Source organism: Pseudomonas sp. FW300-N2F2, from assembly GCF_017351655.1.
In the GTDB taxonomy this organism is placed as follows: domain Bacteria; phylum Pseudomonadota; class Gammaproteobacteria; order Pseudomonadales; family Pseudomonadaceae; genus Aquipseudomonas; species Aquipseudomonas fluorescens_AA.
In genome coordinates this window covers 400,304-417,247 of record NZ_JACNDQ010000003.1, presented here as the reverse complement: position 1 = coordinate 417,247, position 16,944 = coordinate 400,304, and the positions used below count along the sequence as shown (strand labels likewise).

19 protein-coding genes are annotated in these 16,944 nt (G+C 63.2%); 9 read left to right on the top strand and 10 right to left on the bottom strand.

Going from position 1 to position 16,944, the window contains the following annotated elements:
* Nucleotides 1-20: 20 nt before the first annotated feature.
* Nucleotides 21-926 carry a LysR family transcriptional regulator gene (locus J4E63_RS22690; RefSeq protein WP_207283799.1) on the bottom strand — a complete coding sequence of 302 codons (906 nt, stop codon included), beginning with the start codon at nucleotides 924-926 and terminating at the stop codon, nucleotides 21-23.
* Between the two features lie 207 nt (nucleotides 927-1,133).
* Between J4E63_RS22690 and ycaC the strand changes: the two genes are divergently transcribed.
* A complete protein-coding gene (gene ycaC, locus J4E63_RS22685; protein ID WP_025211469.1) occupies nucleotides 1,134-1,760 on the top strand; it encodes an isochorismate family cysteine hydrolase YcaC in 627 nt (208 codons plus the stop codon).
* Nucleotides 1,761-1,935: 175 nt separating this feature from the next.
* Nucleotides 1,936-2,358 (top strand): thioredoxin TrxC, encoded by a 423-nt coding sequence (gene trxC / locus J4E63_RS22680; RefSeq protein ID WP_060739499.1) that lies wholly within the window; start codon nucleotides 1,936-1,938, stop codon nucleotides 2,356-2,358.
* 3 nt (nucleotides 2,359-2,361) lie between these two features.
* Here the strand turns inward: trxC and J4E63_RS22675 are convergent, their stop codons facing one another.
* The 8 genes from J4E63_RS22675 to J4E63_RS22640 all read right to left on the bottom strand — a co-directional run bounded on the left by J4E63_RS22675 (nucleotide 2,362) and on the right by J4E63_RS22640 (nucleotide 10,114).
* On the bottom strand, nucleotides 2,362-3,558 hold the full coding sequence (locus J4E63_RS22675; protein WP_207283426.1) for a PotD/PotF family extracellular solute-binding protein: 1,197 nt from the start codon (nucleotides 3,556-3,558) through the stop codon (nucleotides 2,362-2,364).
* Nucleotides 3,558-4,562, bottom strand: a complete 1,005-nt coding sequence (locus J4E63_RS22670) for a GTP-binding protein (protein WP_207283425.1) — start codon at nucleotides 4,560-4,562, stop codon at nucleotides 3,558-3,560. Before J4E63_RS22670 ends, J4E63_RS22675 begins: the two co-directional genes overlap by 1 nt.
* Complete coding sequence (locus J4E63_RS22665) at nucleotides 4,559-4,858, bottom strand: hypothetical protein (protein WP_207283424.1); 300 nt, start codon at nucleotides 4,856-4,858, stop codon at nucleotides 4,559-4,561. Before J4E63_RS22665 ends, J4E63_RS22670 begins: the two co-directional genes overlap by 4 nt.
* Nucleotides 4,859-4,872: 14 nt before the next feature.
* Nucleotides 4,873-5,622, bottom strand: coding sequence for an SDR family NAD(P)-dependent oxidoreductase (locus J4E63_RS22660; RefSeq protein ID WP_207283423.1), 750 nt, complete (start codon nucleotides 5,620-5,622; stop codon nucleotides 4,873-4,875).
* Nucleotides 5,623-5,692: 70 nt separating this feature from the next.
* The gene (locus tag J4E63_RS22655; protein ID WP_207283422.1) at nucleotides 5,693-6,454 is read right to left on the bottom strand and encodes an SDR family NAD(P)-dependent oxidoreductase; all 762 of its coding nucleotides are present in this window, start codon (nucleotides 6,452-6,454) and stop codon (nucleotides 5,693-5,695) included.
* An 11-nt stretch (nucleotides 6,455-6,465) separates the two neighbouring features.
* A complete protein-coding gene (locus J4E63_RS22650) occupies nucleotides 6,466-7,806 on the bottom strand; it encodes an MFS transporter (protein ID WP_060739505.1) in 1,341 nt (446 codons plus the stop codon).
* A 27-nt stretch (nucleotides 7,807-7,833) separates the two neighbouring features.
* Entirely contained in the window at nucleotides 7,834-8,715 is an 882-nt protein-coding gene (locus tag J4E63_RS22645; protein WP_207283421.1) for a polysaccharide deacetylase, read from the bottom strand.
* Nucleotides 8,716-8,752: 37 nt separating this feature from the next.
* Nucleotides 8,753-10,114, bottom strand: a complete 1,362-nt coding sequence (locus J4E63_RS22640; RefSeq protein WP_207283420.1) for an amidase — start codon at nucleotides 10,112-10,114, stop codon at nucleotides 8,753-8,755.
* Between the two features lie 345 nt (nucleotides 10,115-10,459).
* Here J4E63_RS22640 and J4E63_RS22635 point away from each other — a divergent pair, with 345 nt between their 5' ends.
* On the top strand, nucleotides 10,460-11,461 hold the full coding sequence (locus tag J4E63_RS22635; RefSeq protein ID WP_207283419.1) for a GntR family transcriptional regulator: 1,002 nt from the start codon (nucleotides 10,460-10,462) through the stop codon (nucleotides 11,459-11,461).
* Between the two features lie 24 nt (nucleotides 11,462-11,485).
* Here J4E63_RS22635 and J4E63_RS22630 read toward each other — a convergent pair whose 3' ends face one another.
* Nucleotides 11,486-12,253: a ParA family protein gene (locus J4E63_RS22630; protein WP_063323262.1), complete on the bottom strand. Its 768-nt coding sequence runs from the start codon at nucleotides 12,251-12,253 to the stop codon at nucleotides 11,486-11,488.
* A 359-nt stretch (nucleotides 12,254-12,612) separates the two neighbouring features.
* On the opposite strand from J4E63_RS22630, the gene J4E63_RS22625 reads away from it, so the two are divergent.
* From J4E63_RS22625 to J4E63_RS22600, 6 genes are read left to right on the top strand one after another with little or no spacing between them, the layout of a single operon-like run.
* The gene (locus tag J4E63_RS22625; RefSeq protein ID WP_072407253.1) at nucleotides 12,613-13,332 is read left to right on the top strand and encodes a beta-ketoacyl synthase chain length factor; all 720 of its coding nucleotides are present in this window, start codon (nucleotides 12,613-12,615) and stop codon (nucleotides 13,330-13,332) included.
* Complete coding sequence (locus J4E63_RS22620) at nucleotides 13,308-14,117, top strand: 1-acyl-sn-glycerol-3-phosphate acyltransferase (protein WP_207283418.1); 810 nt, start codon at nucleotides 13,308-13,310, stop codon at nucleotides 14,115-14,117. Before J4E63_RS22625 ends, J4E63_RS22620 begins: the two co-directional genes overlap by 25 nt.
* Complete coding sequence (locus tag J4E63_RS22615; RefSeq protein ID WP_014336216.1) at nucleotides 14,098-14,355, top strand: phosphopantetheine-binding protein; 258 nt, start codon at nucleotides 14,098-14,100, stop codon at nucleotides 14,353-14,355. The genes J4E63_RS22620 and J4E63_RS22615 overlap by 20 nt, the downstream gene beginning before the upstream one ends.
* Nucleotides 14,356-14,364: 9 nt before the next feature.
* Nucleotides 14,365-14,619, top strand: a complete 255-nt coding sequence (locus J4E63_RS22610) for an acyl carrier protein (protein ID WP_030140951.1) — start codon at nucleotides 14,365-14,367, stop codon at nucleotides 14,617-14,619.
* Nucleotides 14,616-15,161, top strand: coding sequence for a hypothetical protein (locus J4E63_RS22605; protein ID WP_072407257.1), 546 nt, complete (start codon nucleotides 14,616-14,618; stop codon nucleotides 15,159-15,161). Before J4E63_RS22610 ends, J4E63_RS22605 begins: the two co-directional genes overlap by 4 nt.
* Nucleotides 15,158-16,837 carry an AMP-binding protein gene (locus J4E63_RS22600; RefSeq protein WP_207283417.1) on the top strand — a complete coding sequence of 560 codons (1,680 nt, stop codon included), beginning with the start codon at nucleotides 15,158-15,160 and terminating at the stop codon, nucleotides 16,835-16,837. Before J4E63_RS22605 ends, J4E63_RS22600 begins: the two co-directional genes overlap by 4 nt.
* Nucleotides 16,838-16,944: the final 107 nt, after the last annotated feature.

Below are 16,944 nucleotides of genomic sequence, written 5' to 3'. Positions count from 1 at the left end.
ATAAACCAACGGGCCCGGCCCTACGCCATGTCGCTGTGACTGAATTCCTCAGCCAGAAAATCGATCAGCGTACGCACCGACGGCAGCAACCCGCGTCGTGAGGCAAAGATCGCGTGGACGATCCCGCACTTGGGCGTCCAGCCCGGCACCAGTTCCACCAGCCGGCCAGCCGCTATGTCTTCACGCACCACCACGGTGGGCAAGTGGGCGACGCCGATGCCGGCCAGCACCGCGTGACGCAGGGCCAGCAGGTCGTCGGTGACCATGCGCGGTTCATGGCGGATCAATGCGCGGCTGCCGTCCGGGCCGAACAATTCCCACTGATATTCCCGCTGCGCCCCACCCCAATGCACGCTCGGCAGGCCGTTGAGGTCCGCCGGCGAAGCGGGTGAAGACAAGCGCTCAAGGTAAGCCGGGCTGCCCACCAGGCATTGGGTGCTGTTGCTCAGCACCTTCATGACCATGTCGGTGTTTTCCAGCGGCGGAAAGCGCACCCGCAAGGCGATGTCGAACCCTTCATGAATCAGGTCGACCCGGCGGTTGGTGCTCTCGATGAACAACTCCACCCGGGGATACTTGAGCATGTAGCGGGTCAGCATCGGCCCGACCCAACTATTGAGCAGCGCCGTCGGGCAACTGATACGCACCAGCCCCTGGGGTTCGGAACGGTTGCGCTCGATCACTTCCGCCGCGCTCTCGGCCTCGACCCGCATCGCCAGGCAGCGCTGGTAATAGGCCTGGCCGATCTCCGTCAGCGTGCAATGACGACTGGTGCGGTGGAGCAGCCGCACCCCGAGTCGCTCTTCCAGCTGGGCGATACGCCGGCTGAGCTTCGACTTGGGCATGTCCAGCGCCCGGCCGGCGGCGGCGAACCCACGGTGTTCCACGACCTGGGTGAAGTAGTACAGCGTGTTGAGGTCTTCGATGATCGTTCTCCAAATAGAACGCTAAGGCGGATTTTTGCAGTCTAGCGCATCAAAGGTGCCAGTTTTAATCTACACCCATCGAAACGCAACACGGATTGAAGCCGGAGCGCTTCGACCGGATGAGTCACCGATCAATCGCTACACCGACATTAAAAACCTTAACCACGCCGAAACCTTCGGCAACCAAAACTTAATGAGGGCTACGCCATGACCACTTCCTACAACCGTCTCGACAAAGATAACGCCGCCGTTCTGCTGGTCGATCACCAAGCCGGCCTGCTGTCCCTGGTCCGCGACATCGACCCGGACCGCTTCAAGAACAACGTGCTGGCCCTGGCCGACCTGGCGAAGTACTTCCAACTGCCGACCATCCTCACCACCAGCTTCGAAACCGGCCCCAACGGCCCGCTGATGCCAGAACTCAAGACGCTGTTCCCGGACGCGCCGTACATCGCTCGCCCAGGCCAGATCAACGCCTGGGACAACGAAGATTTCGTCAAGGCGATCAAGGCCACCGGCAAGAAGCAACTGATCATCGCCGGCGTGGTCACCGAAGTCTGCGTAGCCTTCCCGGCACTGTCGGCCCTGGCCGAAGGTTTCGACGTGTTCGTGGTCACCGATGCATCCGGCACGTTCAACGAACTGACCCGTCAATCGGCCTGGGACCGCATGTCGTCCTCCGGTGCGCAACTGATGACCTGGTTCGGCCTGGCCTGTGAACTGCACCGCGACTGGCGCAACGATGTGGAAGGTCTGGCGACCTTGTTCTCCAACCACATCCCGGACTACCGCAACCTGATGACCAGCTACAACACGCTGACCAACGCCAAGTAACAGCCTCACCGATATACCCTTGTGGGAGCGAGCTTGCTCGCGATAGCGGTCTGACAGTCGATGCAGTATTGACTGATACACCGCCATCGCGAGCAAGCTCGCTCCCACAGGTTTTTGTGCTGGTTTCTATATAGTGTTCAATCTGTGCCAATGATTTTTCCGGGAGACTGACCTGATGCTGATCCCCTGCCCCCATTGCAACGGGCTCAACCGCATACCTGCCGAACGCCTCGGCGACCAGCCCAAGTGCGGACGCTGCAAGGCCCAGGTGTTATTGAGCAAACCGTTCGAACTCAAGCAAGGCGACTACGCTAGCCAGATCAAGGGTGACCTGCCGTTGCTGGTGGATGTGTGGGCCGATTGGTGTGGGCCGTGCAAGTCCTTCGCCCCGGTGTTCGAACAGGCCGCCGCGCAGTTGGCGGGCAAATGCCGCTTGGCCAAGCTTGACAGCGAGGCCAACCAGCAGCTGTCGGCGCAGTTGGGGATCCGCTCGATTCCCAGCCTGATTCTGTTCAAGGAAGGCCGGGAAGTGGCGCGTCAGAGCGGTGCGTTTCCGTTGCCGCAATTGATGAGCTGGTTGCGCAGCCAGGGGATTTGATGCTCAGCGGCCTTTGTTGGCAGCACGCAGAAAATCCCCCCAACGCCGCACCAGGTAGTTGTGCTCGTCCATCACCGAGTTCCACACGGCGATATGGCCCATGCGTTGCTCATACGAACCGCCGTCACGCATTTCGCCGATGTCGATCAGCGGTTCGCCATCGCTGCCTGGCAACACTTCACGGGCCGGCTTGCCGGCGTACCAATAGTCCCATTCGGCATCGCTCAAATGATCACGGCTGCGGGGCGGGTTGCTGATGTAATACCCCTGGCGCGCCATGACCGCGCCAGGCCATCCCGAGAGCCACCAGTTAAGGAACGCATAGGCGGCATCCAGCACCGCTCCCCGGGCATGGCGTGACACGGACAACCCACCGAACCAGGCGCGATAACCTTCACGGGGCACGGCAAGGCGGTACTTGATCCCGGCCCGATGCAGGCGCATGAGGGTCGGAGACCAAAGGCTCTCGATGTCGATGGTCGGGCTGAGCATCAGTTGCGCCGCCTGTTCGTCATCCGACCAGAACGCCGCGAAATGACCTTCGCGCTGCTTGCGCACCAACACGTCGGCCAGGCTGTCGATCTCCTCGATGCTGAGATTGCCGATGTCCTTGAACGACGCCAAACCCATGCCCTGTATCGCCAGCGCCGCGTCGATGGCACCAATCGCCGCGTCGCTTTGCAGCGCGGTACGCCCGCTCCAGGCCGGATCGAGCAGCCAGCCCCAACTCTCGTTGTCACGGGAAAACCCCGTGGGCAAGCGTTCCGGGCGATAGGCAAAACTGTCGGCGTTGTGGGTCAACGGCAACATGCTGATGTAGTCGCTGACGGTGCTGCCCAGGCTGCCGTCGTGTTGCACGTACAAGCGCTCATTGGGCACGCTGCCGCTGACCGGGCGATCCGCGGCGGACAACCGGCCGCGCTTGGGCAGGTCGTTGATCTCGTGCCACAGGGCGATGCGCCGGGTGTCGATGGGCTGGATCGCGCGTGCCGGCCAGACGAAATCAACGTTGTGAAACCACTGGTCGTACAGGTCGTAGCTGTCCGGTTGCATCACCGCGATGCGCTGGGCCTGCTCGACACTGTGGACCTGATAGACCAGGCGAATGCCAAGCTCCTGTTCGGCGCGAACCCGCAAGGATTCGAGCAAGGTGACGGAGGTGCCAAGCACCCGCAACGTGATGGGCGTGCCACGGGTCATCAGGCGCTCACCTCAACCGCCGGGGCGAAGCAACGGGCGAAGACATCGAACGAATGCCGCAACCGCTCCGGGTCCAGGCCCCTGACAATAAATACCAACCGCGATTGGCGCTCGGCACAGGGCCAGTGGGGCAAATGTACCGGCGCGTGCAGGCAATGCTGCACGCCATGGATGACGACTGGGGCCTGGAGGCTGTTCACGTTGAGCAATCCCTTGACGCGAAGAATGCGTTCGCCGTGGCATCTTAGCAGCATCGACAACCAGACTCCGAAGCCGATCCAGTCCAGCGGCTGATCGAAGGTCAGGCAGCAAACCTGGGCCTCGCCGTGCGGCGTAACCTGGCCCAGCGGACGATGCAATTGCCATCGGGCCACCTCGACTTCAGGCGTGGCGCCGCGCAGGCCTTCGCCCAACAATAATTGATCGCCACTGAGCACTTCGTGGGTGTCGAGCAGCGGCACCCCCGGGTTCAGCGTTTGCAGCCGTTGACGCAACGCGCTGACAGATGGCGCAGCGGCCTGATCGGTCTTGCTCAGCAGCAGGCGGTCCGCGGCGGCCACCTGGGCCAGCCACTCCGGATGGATGCGCGCCTGCAACTCGGCGTGACAGGCGTCGACCAGCGTCACCACCAAGCCGACATGAAAGCGTCCGCGCAATTGCACGTCGTTGTTGAGTGTCGCCAGGATCGGCGCCGGATCGGCCAGCCCGGTCGTCTCCAGGATCACCCGGCGAAAGGGCGGGATCTCGCCCCGGTCACGCCGCGCCAGCAGACCGAGCAACGCGTCTTTCAACTCGCCGCGAATGGAGCAGCAGACGCATCCACTGGGCAACAACACCGTGTCCGGCGCCACCTCCTGGACCAACAAGTGATCGATGCCGATATCGCCGAATTCATTGATCAGCAGCGCTGTGTCACCGAGGCTTTCGTCTTGCAGCAGACGGTTGAGCAAGGTGGTCTTGCCACTGCCGAGAAACCCGGTCACGACGTTCAGGGCGATGCTCATGAGGCCGGCTCCAAAGACTGGAGCAGGACCGGGTCGAGAGGATCCGCCGCGCGGCCCGTCATCGACTCGGCCAGGCTCCACAACTGGTCGAGCCCGCTGGCCAGTTCCTGCCGCCCGGTGGCGCCCAGCAGCAGATACGCCGTGCCCTGGAAATCCTCGACCTTGAGCCGTAACGGCGCCAACACGCGATTAATCGCCGAAATCCGGCGCAACCGTTCACGACGTCGGGGCAGTTCGTCACCCAACGGATCGCTCCAATGCACGTCTTCGCCCAATAGACCGCACAAGCCACACATGCTTCAGCACTCCTTCATGGCATGACGTCGCCGGCGTTCGGTCCCAGGGTTTGCCCCACGAACAGGTTGCCTCCCGGGTCACTGGCCAGCAGCACGGCGGTGGGCGCCACTTCCGTGGCCAAGCCGAAGCGTCGCAAAGGCAGTTCGGCGGACTTGGCCTGTTTCCAGCTTTCACTGATGCCGGCCACCAGCGGTGTTTCGATCGGCCCGGGAGCGATGGCATTGACCAACACGTTGTCGGCGGCCACTTCCAGGGCCAGTGACTTGGTAAAACCGATCACCCCGGCCTTGGCCGCCGCGTAGTGGCTGAGCTCGGCCCCGCCTTTGATGCCCAATTGCGAGGCGACGTTGATGATCCGCCCCCAGCGCTGCGCCAGCATGTGGGGCAAGGCTCGCTGGCTGGCGATGAACACGCTGGTCAAGTCGACCCGGAGCATGTCGTTCCACATGTCGATGCTCAGCTCGGTGCAGCGCGCCTGGGTCAGCATGCCGGCGTTGTTGACCAGGATATCGATACCGCCGAACTGCTCGACGCACGCATCGACCCCAGCCTGGGCCCCTTCGACCGTGCCGACATCGGCCACGCACTCGTACACCTCGACCGACAGTGCGCGACAGTCGTTTGCGGTGGCGGACAAGCGCTCGGCATCGCGATCGGTCAGCACCAGGCGCGCGCCTTGCGCGGCATAAGCCCGCGCGATGGCGGCACCGATGCCACTGCCGGCGCCGGTGATCACGGCGCGGCGGTTGAACAGTTGTTGCATGGGACAATCCTCCAGATCCAAGGCAAACAGGGATGGCCATCACTGAAAACAAAACCCGTGACGCCCGGCTTTAATCCGGCCAACGCACGGTCAGGCCGCCGTCAATGATGATGCTCTGGCCCGTCAGGTAGCTGGACTCGTCGCTGGTCAGGAACCGCACCAGCGACGCCACCTCATCGGCCCGGCCGACTCGCCCCAGCGGAATTCCTCGGGCTGCCTTGGCCAGGCCTTCGGGCCCGAGGGAATTTTTACTGTCCAAGGACTGCGGCGTCTCGATCAGGCCCGGGATCACCGCATTGCAGCGAATGCCCTGCCCAGCCAGCTCCACCGCCAGCGAACGGCATAGCCCTGGCACACCGGCCTTGGCCGCGGCGTAATGGGAGTGGTCCTGCCAGCCATACACACCGCCGGCGATCGAAGAAATCGCCACCAACGCACCGCCCTCGCTCATGTAGCGAACGCTGGCGCGGAAGGTGCGCATCACCCCGGTCAGATCGACATCGAGCATGGCGTTCCAGGCCTCGTCGCTCATTTCCAACAGAGGCGCACGGCGCAGCAGGCCGGCGTTGGCCACCGCGTAATCAAGACGCCCGAAAGTGCTGAATGCCTGCTCGGCCAGGTTATCCACCGAACGACTGTCGGTGACGTCCAGTGGCAGCATCAGGCATTCGCCACCCAACGCCTCGATTTGCCGGCGGGTGTCTTGCGGGTCGTGAGGGTCCGCCGGCAGATAGCCGGCGGCCACAGCCACACCGTGACGGGCATACGCCACGGCCAGCGCCTGGCCGATGCCGCTGGCGGCACCGGTAATCAATGCAACTCTACGAGTCATGAGCCGCCTCCTTATTTCACGGTTTCTGGACGGACGTGGCGTGCCGCGAACATCAGCGCGCCAGAGAGGAAACAAGGCAGCGCGCCGAAGTACAGCGCCGAGGTCTGCCAGTTACCCCCCGCCGCCAGCACCTGGGTCGCACCGAACCCGGCCACCACCGCGCCGATCGGCCCCATGGCATGGATAATCGCGCCGCCCGTGGCGCGGATGCTGGTGGGGAAACTCTCACCGATGAAAAACAGCGCCGCCGAATAGGGCCCGATCAGGAAGAACAGGCCCAGGCTGTAGAGACCGACCACCATCGGCAGGTTGCTCGGACCGTAGAGCATGCCGGCAAACGACAGCCCGCCCAGCATCCAGCCCAACGCGATGACATTGCGCCGGCCGATCTTGTCGCCCATCCAGCCATGGCTCAGGTAACCGCAGTAGCCCACCAGGTTGGAGAGCACCAGGATGATCAACGAGTTTTCGAAGGAGATATGGTGCACGCTGACGATCACCGTCGTGCCGAGCACGCTGAACACCTGGATCGCCGCCCAATTGAGCAGGATCGCCGCGCCGATCACCAGTGTCGCGCGCCGCGACGTGCCGCGAAAGGCCGATGCAAGGCCGGCCTTGCTGTGTTCCTCATAGTCGACGCCATAGGTGGACGCCACTGCCTGGGCGTCGGCGACCGCGCCGCTTTTGCGCAACTGGCCGATACGCTGGTGGATCTGGAACTGCGGGCTTTCCTTGAGCTTGCGCGCCATGATCGCAATGACGATGGCCGGGATCGCCGCAAAGATAAAGCAGCCCTGCCAGCCGATGGTCGGCAGCAACACGGCGGTCAATCCGGCCGCGGTCAGCGCGCCCACCGGCCAGCCACCCTGCACCAGGCTGTAGATGAAGCCACGGCGCTTGGCCAGCCTCGGGTCATCGGAGGCGGCGTAGAGCTCGCTCAGGTAGGTGGCATTGACGGTTTCTTCCGCGTAACCCAACCCGCCGAGAGAACGGATCAGGATCAACGGGGACTTGCCCCAGGCACCGCCGATGGCCGTCAGGGCCGAACAGATCGCCGCGCCGCTGACGGTGAAGATGATCCCCATGCGCCGGCCCAAGCGGTCCACCAGCGGGCCGATGGCCAACGCCACCACCGCCGTGCCGACCGCCACCCAGGTGGCGATTTCGGCTTGCTCGACTTCGCTCCAATTGAAGTGCCGGCCGATTTCCGGCAACAACGTGCCGAACAGAATGAAGTCGTAGACCGCAAATACCCAGGCAAAAAAAGCGATCCAGGTGGCAAAGCGCACCTGGGCCGGCGTCAATTGCTCGGGTTTCCAACCAGTCAGGTCGAGTTTGTTGTAGATGGACATGAGAACACGCCTCGAATAAATGCCGGATCAGCGGTTGCGGGGGTTGCGGCGAATGAAGTCGTCGGCAATTTCATCGAACGTGACAAAGCGCACGCCGGCATGGCCCTGGATGTGTTCGATCAGGCGCTCCAACATCAGCAGCACCTGCGGACGCCCGGAGACGTCGGGGTGGATCGTCATGGTGAACACGGCATGCTCGTGTTCGCGATAGACCCAGTCGAACTGGTCGCGCCACATCTCTTCGAGATGCCGCGGGTTGACGAAACCGTGGCTGTTGGGCGATTTCTTGATGAACATCATCGGCGGCAGGTCGTCGAGGTACCAATTCGCTGGGATCTCCACCAGATCGGTTTCCTGGCCACGCACCAGCGGTTTCATCCAGGTGTCCGGGTGCTGGCTGTAGTCGATCTTGGTCCAGCTGTCGCCGACGCGAACGTAGTAGGGATGGAAGTCGTTGTGCATCAGGCTGTGGTCGTACTTGATGCCTTTCTTGAGCAGCAGCTCGTTGGTCACTTTGCTGAACTCCCACCAGGGCGCGACATAGCCGGTAGGCCGCTTGCCGGTCACCTGGGTAATCAACTCGATGGATTTATCGAGCACCGCCTCTTCCTGCTGTGGGGTCATCGCGATGGGGTTTTCGTGGCTATAGCCGTGCACGCCGATCTCGTGGCCCGCATCCGCCACGGCTTTCATCTGCTCGGGGAAGGTCTCCAGGGAATGCCCGGGAATAAACCAGGTGGTGCGCAGGCCGTAGCGCTCGAACAACTTGAGCAGCCGCGGCGAGCCGACTTCACCGGCAAACAGGCCGCGGGAAATATCGTCGGGTGAGTCTTCACCGCCGTAGGAGCCGAGCCAGCCCGCCACGGCGTCTACATCGACCCCAAATGCACAAAGAATATCTTTAGCCATGATCGGCCTCCGGTTGTGGTGGTTGTTCAAACATCAATCAGGAATTGGCCAGCGTCGCTTCGACCGAGCGCGCGATTCGCAGGAGCCGGGCATCCTCGCCTTGAGGCACGCTGAGCAGCAGGCCTGTGGGCAGCCCCTGGCTGTCCCGGCCGCTGGGCAGGTTGACGCCGGGCATGTCGAGCAAACTGCCGGGCATCGTCAGGCTCAGGGTCGCGAGATTGGTACGGGCAAACAGTTCGTCGTCGGCCTCCAAAGGCGCCAGCGGCGGGGCGACATGGGCCACGGTCGGCGTGATCAGCACCGCGCCGTCGAGCTCCTCGACGAGTTGGCGTTGCAAGGTCGATCGCGCGTCGTAAAGCTTGAGCACCTGGCTGGCGGTCATGGGCCGCGCCGCTTCGAGACGCCGGCGTACCCGCGGGTCGAGACGTTCGGCATCGGCGCTGTCGAGCAAGGCCTCATGCAAGGCGAACGCCTCGGCGGCCCCCAGCCAGCCGTGGTCGCGGATCAGCGCAAGGCTGGCCTGGAAAGCCGGCAATGGCCGAATCTCCACCAGCGCCCCAGCGGTGCGCAGCGCCTGGACACCGGCCAGCACATTGGCCCGCACCGCGGCCTCGACACGGGCATCCTCCAGCACCGCTTGCTCGACCCAGAAACGCTGCCCGGCCAGGCTGCGCACCGGGGGCGCTTGTCGTGGGTCGCGCCCCTGAAGCAGTTCGTCGATCATCCAGGCGTCACGCACGCTGCGAGTCAACGGGCCGGTGCTGTCGATGCTGTGGGCCAGAGGAAATACCCCATCGCGACTGTAACGACGGGAACTGGCGCGAAACCCCACCAAAGCGTTGAAAGCCGCCGGGACGCGGATCGAACCGGCGGTATCGGTCCCCATGGAGATCGGTACGATGCCCGCCGCGACCGCCACCGCCGAACCGCTGGAGGAGCCGCCAGGGATCCGCGGTTGTGCATCGCTGAACGGGTTGACCGGCGTGCCGAAGTGCGGGTTGAGGCCGAGCCCTGAATAGGCGAACTCGCTGAGGTTGGTCTTGCCCAGGCAGACCATGCCGGCCCGGCTGAGCAGGCTGACACTGGCGGCATCCAACAGCGCGGGCGGTGCGTTCCGGCGCACCGCCGCTGCCGCGGTGGTGACACTGCCGGCCACATCGAACAAGTCCTTCCAAGCCAACGGTACACCGTCGAAGCCGCTCAACGGTTGCCCGGCACGCCAGCGCGCCGCCGAGGCCTGCGCTTCACGCCGGGCCCGGGCGTCGGTCAGCGACACGAATACGTGTTCGGCGCGAGCGGCTTGCTCCAGCGCTTGTTCCAGCACCTGGACCGGATCGGTGCGCCCTGACGCGAAGGCTTCGGCGAGTGCAATGGCATCCAGCGAGGAAAATGGGCTCATGGGCTGCGGCATCCAAAAACGTATCTATTATTAAAATGTACATTTTAGATTGAGCAGATTCCGTGCCAGCTACGCTTGCCCAGTCCATACTCGCCGAGCGCAAAAGTCCCCATAGGCGTTGGAACCATCGGCTTAGAGCGGAGTGGGCGGTTTGGATGGGCGGGGCCTGGTCAACATCCAGATGGGATGCTTATCTAATGTATATTTTTATAAAAGATACATTTAGGTGCATAAAAGTAACGTTTTGATGGAGCGAGCCCCACGAAAGGGCGCGCCAATGTGATCCTCAGTGACACAAGACACTGTGAGAGAATCCCTCCATCGCCGTCATGCCGAGAGGAATCGATGAAAGCAGCGCCAGCCCAAGACCCGCGCACCGCGTCTCGCTACGCGATGATTCATCAGGTATTGCGTGATGCAATCACCGAGGGCACCGCACTGCAGGGCTTGGTGCTACTGGAAGCACCGCTGGCGGAGCTGTTCGGCACCAGCCGTGTTCCGGTGCGCAAGGCGCTGGACTTGTTGCACGAAGAGCGGTTGATCAGCCGTTTTGACGGGCGTGGGTACTTGATCAATCCCCTGGGCTTGGATATCGAGCCGCTGCGCCTGCCCTTGAGCCATGTTCACCTTGGCCTGACGCGTGGCGAAGAACGGGTGGACACGCGACCACTGGGCGAGCGGATCCACGAAGAAATCGGCAGCGCGTTGCTGACCTGCATTACCTTCGGCCACTACCGCCTCGATGAACAAGCCGCCGCCGAGCATTACGGCGTGAGCAGGGCCGTGGTGCGAGAAGCCTTGATGCGCCTGAGGGACCGGGGCTTGCTGGAAAAAGAGCCTTACTCACAATGGCTGGCCGGCCCGCTCACTGCCCGGGAAGTCACCGAAGATTATGAGCTGCGCGCCTGCCTGGAGCCTGAGGCGCTACGTCAAAGTGCGCCAGGGCTGAGCCGCGAGCAACTGCAAGCCATGCTGGAACGGGTAACCCAAGCGCAACAGGCTGAGCATTGTTCGGAAGAGACGATCCAGCGCATCGAGGAAGACCTGCACCAGCACTGCCTCGGCGGCCTGCAAAATCGAAAAATGGCAGCACTGATTCGCCAGGCCCAAAGCCCGATGATCATCAGCCGGATTTTTTCCCGGCTGCTGGGAATCGGCGCGGACCCCGCCATGCTGGCCGAGCACCGCCTGATACTGGAACTGTTGCTACACGGTGCCTTCGACGCCGCCGCGCTGAACCTCAAGGAGCATTTGCAACGCGCCCGGCAACGGATGCTGCAACGCCTCAAGGTGCTATCGGTCGTGCCGGAGCAGGACTTGCCACCCTACCTGAGCAAAATCAGCTGATCGCCCACGGTCGGCGGCCAGCCCTCAGCTTTCCAGCAACCCATGCAGTTCCACGAATTGCTGGGTCAGCTTGTGCCGCGGGTCAAGGTGGATCAGCGGCAGGCTGGCCTGGTGGGATTCGCGCATGCGCACCGAACTGCTCAGGTACACCGGCAATACCGGCAGGCCTTCGGCGATCAGTTCGTCGAGAATCTGCTGCGGCAGGCTGGCACGGGCCTGGAACTGGTTGACCACGATGCCTTCGACTTCCAGGCCTTCGTTATGGTCGTCCTTGAGTTCTTCAATTTCCGCCAGCAGGCCGTACAAGGCCTGACGGGAGAAGCTGTCACAGTCGAACGGGATCAGCACCCGATCAGCGGCGATCAACGCTGAAACCGCATAGAAATTCAACGCTGGCGGGGTGTCCAGGTAAATCCGGTCGTAATCCTCCTCCAACTCTTCGAGCAATTTGCGCAGCTTGTTGATCTTGTGCTTCGCCTCGAGCTTGGGCTGCAGGTCCGTCAGCTCAGCTGTGGCGGTGATCACGTGCAGGTTGTCGAACGGCGTTTCGTAGATATCCACCTTGTTCTTTTTCGAGAACGGCCCGGACGACAGGGTCTGCTTGAAGAAGTCGGCAATGCCCATGGGGATATCGTCGCCGGTCAGGCCAGTCAGGTATTGAGTGGAGTTGGCCTGGGCATCCAGGTCCACCAACAGCGTGCGATAGCCCTCGCTGGCGCTGACTGCCGCCAGATTGCAGGCGATGCTGGACTTGCCCACGCCACCTTTCTGATTGAACACCACACGCCGCATGTCAAAACCTCCGTGTATCAAAGATTCCCGAGTGTAGTAGGCCGCGACACTGCTTAGCTACCTTCTGCGTAGAAGGACTACAGCAACAGTGGCTTTTCCAACGATTCAGACGTCAATTGTGCCCGGATAAAGACAGAAACAACCGACAGACAAGCCCGTGACGATCGCGACAATGGTCCAAGTCATGCATCGAGTGGACCGACTCGTACATTTTGCTGGGCAAAATGTAACCAGTATTTGCTACAAGCCAATCGCACCGGGATAATGCGCGCCACTTGGGTCGCAAGGCCATGCAGGGTAGGACGCGGGTCAAACCACTGAACCGTGACAATAAAAGCCCCGCAGGGGTGGGATGAGTTTTGATCAATTTCAATATCGCCCAATGGCGCGCGTGGGCCCCTGGGCTCGAAAGCGTGGACGACTGGCAGGCCTGGAGCCGACAGCCGGTTGTATTGCCGGCCAGCGATGCCGCCCCTGACGTATCGTTCCTGCCCGCCATGCAGCGTCGTCGCCTCAGCCGCCTGGCGCGGATGGCCTTCAGTGTCGGCTGGCCACTGGCCGAGGGCCAGCCGGACCTACCGTTGGTCTTTATTTCCCGCCACGGCGAAACCCCACGCACTTTCGAGATTCTCAAGGACCTGGCGGCCGACCAGCCCTTGTCGCCAACCCAGTTCAGCCTGTCGGTGCACAACGCCGTGATCGGCCTGTGGTCGATCATGCGCGGCGAAACCAGCGAAATGACCGCCCTGGCCGCCACTGGCGACGGTTTGGAACACGGTGTGCTGGAGGCCGCCGCCTTGTTGAACGAAGGTTCGCCGGCGGTGTTGCTGGTGATCACCGAAGAGCAACCGCCGCAGGTCTACGCACCGTGGGTCGATGACGTGCCTTTCCCCTATGCCGTAGGCCTGCTGCTGACGCCGGGCGACGACTGGCAACTGGACCTGTCCGCGCAGGCCGGCCAACGATCCGGCAGCGACTGGCCCCATGCCCTGGACCTGTTGCGTACCCTGCTGAACAACGAAACCACCTGCCAACATGCCTGGAAGAATCGTGTATGGACCTGGCAACGCAACCGGTGACCGGTAAACATCGCGACGCCTATTACTGGCGCCTGGTCGCGACCGCCGCAAGCTTCGCCCTGTTCGGGCTGGGCGGGCTGTGCCTGCGCTTGCTGGTTTTTCCGTTGCTGGCCTGGCTGCCTGGCGATGCCCAGGCCCACCGACAAAGGGCCCGCCGCACCGTCGGGCGGTTGTTCTGGTTCTTTATCCGGTTCATGGCCCGTACCGGCGTGCTCACCTACCAGATCGATGGTGCCGAACGGCTCGGGCGCCCCGGGCAGATGATCATTGCCAATCACCCCTCGCTGATCGACGTGGTGTTCCTGATCGGGCTGGTACCCAACGCCAACTGCGTGGTCAAGCAAAGCCTGTGGGACAATCCCTTTACCCGCGGTCCATTGCGTTCAACCCAGTACATCAGCAACGACGGCAGCATGGACATGCTCGATGCCGCCAGCGATACCCTGCAAGATGGCCAGACGCTGATCGTGTTTCCCGAAGGGACGCGCACCCAGCCAGGCCAGGTGCCGGCCTTTCATCGGGGGGCCGCGGCCATCGCCCTGCGGGGTGCGAAAATCCTCACGCCCGTCACGATCAAGGTCAACCCCACGACCCTGACCAAGGCCGAACCCTGGTATCGCATCCCCCGATGCCGCGTGCACTTCAGTTTTCACGTCGGGGCCGATATAGATCCACAGGCGTTCGCCGCGCTCGGCCCGCCACCCCAGGCTTCGCGCAGGCTCAACGATTTCTTGCATCACTATTTCATCAAGGAGCTCGCCGAAGATGAGCGATCTGCACCGTGACATCAAACAGCTGATCATCGACGCCCTCGGCCTGGAAGACATCGGCATCGACGACATCGGCGACCACCAGACCCTGTTCGGCGAAGGCCTGGGCCTGGACTCGGTGGATGCCCTGGAGCTAGGCCTGGCGATCCAGAAGGAGTACGGCATCAAGATCGACGCCGACGCCAAGGACACTCGTAACCATTTCAGCAATGTGGCAAGCCTTGCGGCCTTCGTCACTGCAAAACGCCCCTGAGACCGGACCATGCAAACTCGTGACGACATTTTCAACACCCTGCGTGACGCCCTGGTCGAGCTCTTCGAGCTGGACCCAGAGCGCGTGACGCTGGAATCGAACCTGTACCAGGACCTGGAAATCGACAGCATCGATGCGGTTGACCTGATCGACCACATCAAGCGCCAGACCGGCAAGAAAATCGCCGCCGAAGAATTCAAGTCGGTGCGCACCGTCAATGACGTGGTCGAGGCGGTCTATCGACTGGTTCAACCAGCCGCATGACCCGGCTGATTGGCCTCGGCCTGCTGCTGGCAGGCCTGCTGTACCCCTTTGCGGTGTATTTCGGCATGGAGCATTTCGCCCCGTGGCAGTTCGGGCTGCTGCTGGGTAGCCTGTGGCTGGCCCGGGCGTTGCTAGGCAAGGGCGGTGACGGCAGCCGCTGGATGGCGACCACGGCGATCGTGTTTTGCGTGTTGCTCGCGCTGTTCGACAGCCCGCTCCTGCTGCGCTGGTACCCGGTACTGATCAGCGGGTTCATGCTCGGACTGTTTGCCCTGAGCCTGAAATACGGCCCGCCAATGATCGAACGCCTGGCCCGCCTGCGCGAACCGCAGCTGCCGGCCAAGGCGGTGGTGTATACGCGTCAGGTCACGGTGGCCTGGAGTGTGTTTTTCCTGTGTAACGGTTTGCTCGCCGCCGCCCTGACCCTCTGGGCGCCGCTGAGCTGGTGGATGTTGTACACCGGCCTGATTTCCTACGGATTGATGGGGCTGCTGTTTGCCATTGAATGGCTCATACGACAACGGGTAAGAGGCCGCCCATGAATTGGATAACACTTGAGCGGATGTTGCTCAGGGCTCAGCCGGAACGCACCGTCGCGGTCGCTCCGGCGCTGGATCATTCGCAACTGCGGGACGCGGCGTTGCGCCTGGCGGCCGGCCTGCAAGCCCAGGGCGTGCGCCATGTGGCGGTGCACCTGGAAGATGCAGCCGACCTGGCCATCGCCCTGCTCGGTGCCTGGCACGCCGGCACGCGCGTCCTGCTTCCTGCCGACCTGCAAGCGCAGACACGCCAGCGCTGGGCGTCGGAGGTGGACCTGTGGCTGACCGACCAGCCCGGCGACACCCATCCCGACGACTTGCAACACGCGCCGATGGACGCCGTCGAACTGGACCTCGATCACTGCTGGCTGAGCCTGTGCACCTCCGGCTCCAGCGGCGAGCCCAAGCGCATCGAGAAAACCCTGCGGCAGTTGAGTAACGAAGTCCAGGCCCTGGAACAGCTGTGGGGCGCCGACCTGGGCCCGGCCTGCATGATCGGCAGCGTTGCCACCCAACATATCTACGGGCTGCTGTTCCGAGTGCTGTGGCCGCTGTGCGCCGGGCGTCCGTTCGGGCGCAGGCAATTGGCGTTCCCCGAAGACCTGCAACGCGCCAGCCGCGAGCAGCCGGTGTTCGCCTGGGTCGCCAGCCCGGCGTTGCTCAAGCGCATGGGCGATAACCTCGATTGGCCGGCCCTGAGCAGCGTGCGCCGGGTGTTCTCCTCCGGCGGCGCCTTGCCGGCCGAGGCCGCGCAAAGCTTGCAGCGACGCCTTGGACAATGGCCGACGGAAATTTTCGGCAGCTCGGAAACCGGCGGTATCGCCTGGCGCCAGGGTGACCCATGGTGGCAGCCCTTTGCCGACGTCGAGCTGCGCCAGGACAGCGACGGCGCCTTGCTGATCGCTTCGCCCTATCTGCCCGCCGGGCATGTGGAACACACCGCCGACGCGGCGCGAATCGCCGAAGATGGGCGCTTCGAGCTGCTCGGGCGACTGGACCGTATCGTCAAGCTCGAAGAGAAGCGCATCTCCCTGCCCATGCTCGAACAGGCGCTGGTGGCTCACGACTGGGTCAGCGAAGCGCGGCTGGGCGTGGTGCAGGAGAATCGCGCCTCCCTCGGCGCGCTGCTGGTGCTGAGCGACGCTGGCCTGCGGGCCTTGCGCAACCAGGGTCGGCGGGCCGTGACCGAGGGCCTGCGCCGGCACCTGAGCGAACATTGCGAAACCCTCGCCCTGCCACGGCGCTGGCGCTGGCTGCGGCAGTTGCCGCTCAACGCCCAGGGCAAGCTGCCCCAGGCCGAGGTCGAGGCGCTGCTGATGGCGCCACGCCCCAAAGCCCCCGAGGTGTTGGAGCAGGTTGAAACCGACGGCGAGTGGAGCCTGCGCCTGGTCGTGCCGCCTGACCTCGCGTACTTCAGCGGCCACTTCCCCACCGCGCCGGTACTGCCCGGCGTGGTGCAGGTCGACTGGGCCTTGAGCCTGGGCCGCCAACTGCTGGACCTGCCGCCGCGGTTCGTCGGCATGGAGGTGCTGAAATTCCAGCAACTGGTTCGCCCCGGTGACGACATCCAACTGCACCTGCGCTTCGACCGCGAGCGCGGCAAACTGTACTTTGCCTACCGCAATGCCACGGCGGCCTGTTCCAGTGGGCGGATTGTGTTGGGGATGACGAATGATTAATGCTCACACTGCCCTCCTGTGGCGAGGGAGCTTGCTCCCGCTCGAGCGCGCAGCGCTCGCCCAGCGATCTCGAATACAGGGGGCTGCTTCGCAGCCCAGCGGGAGCA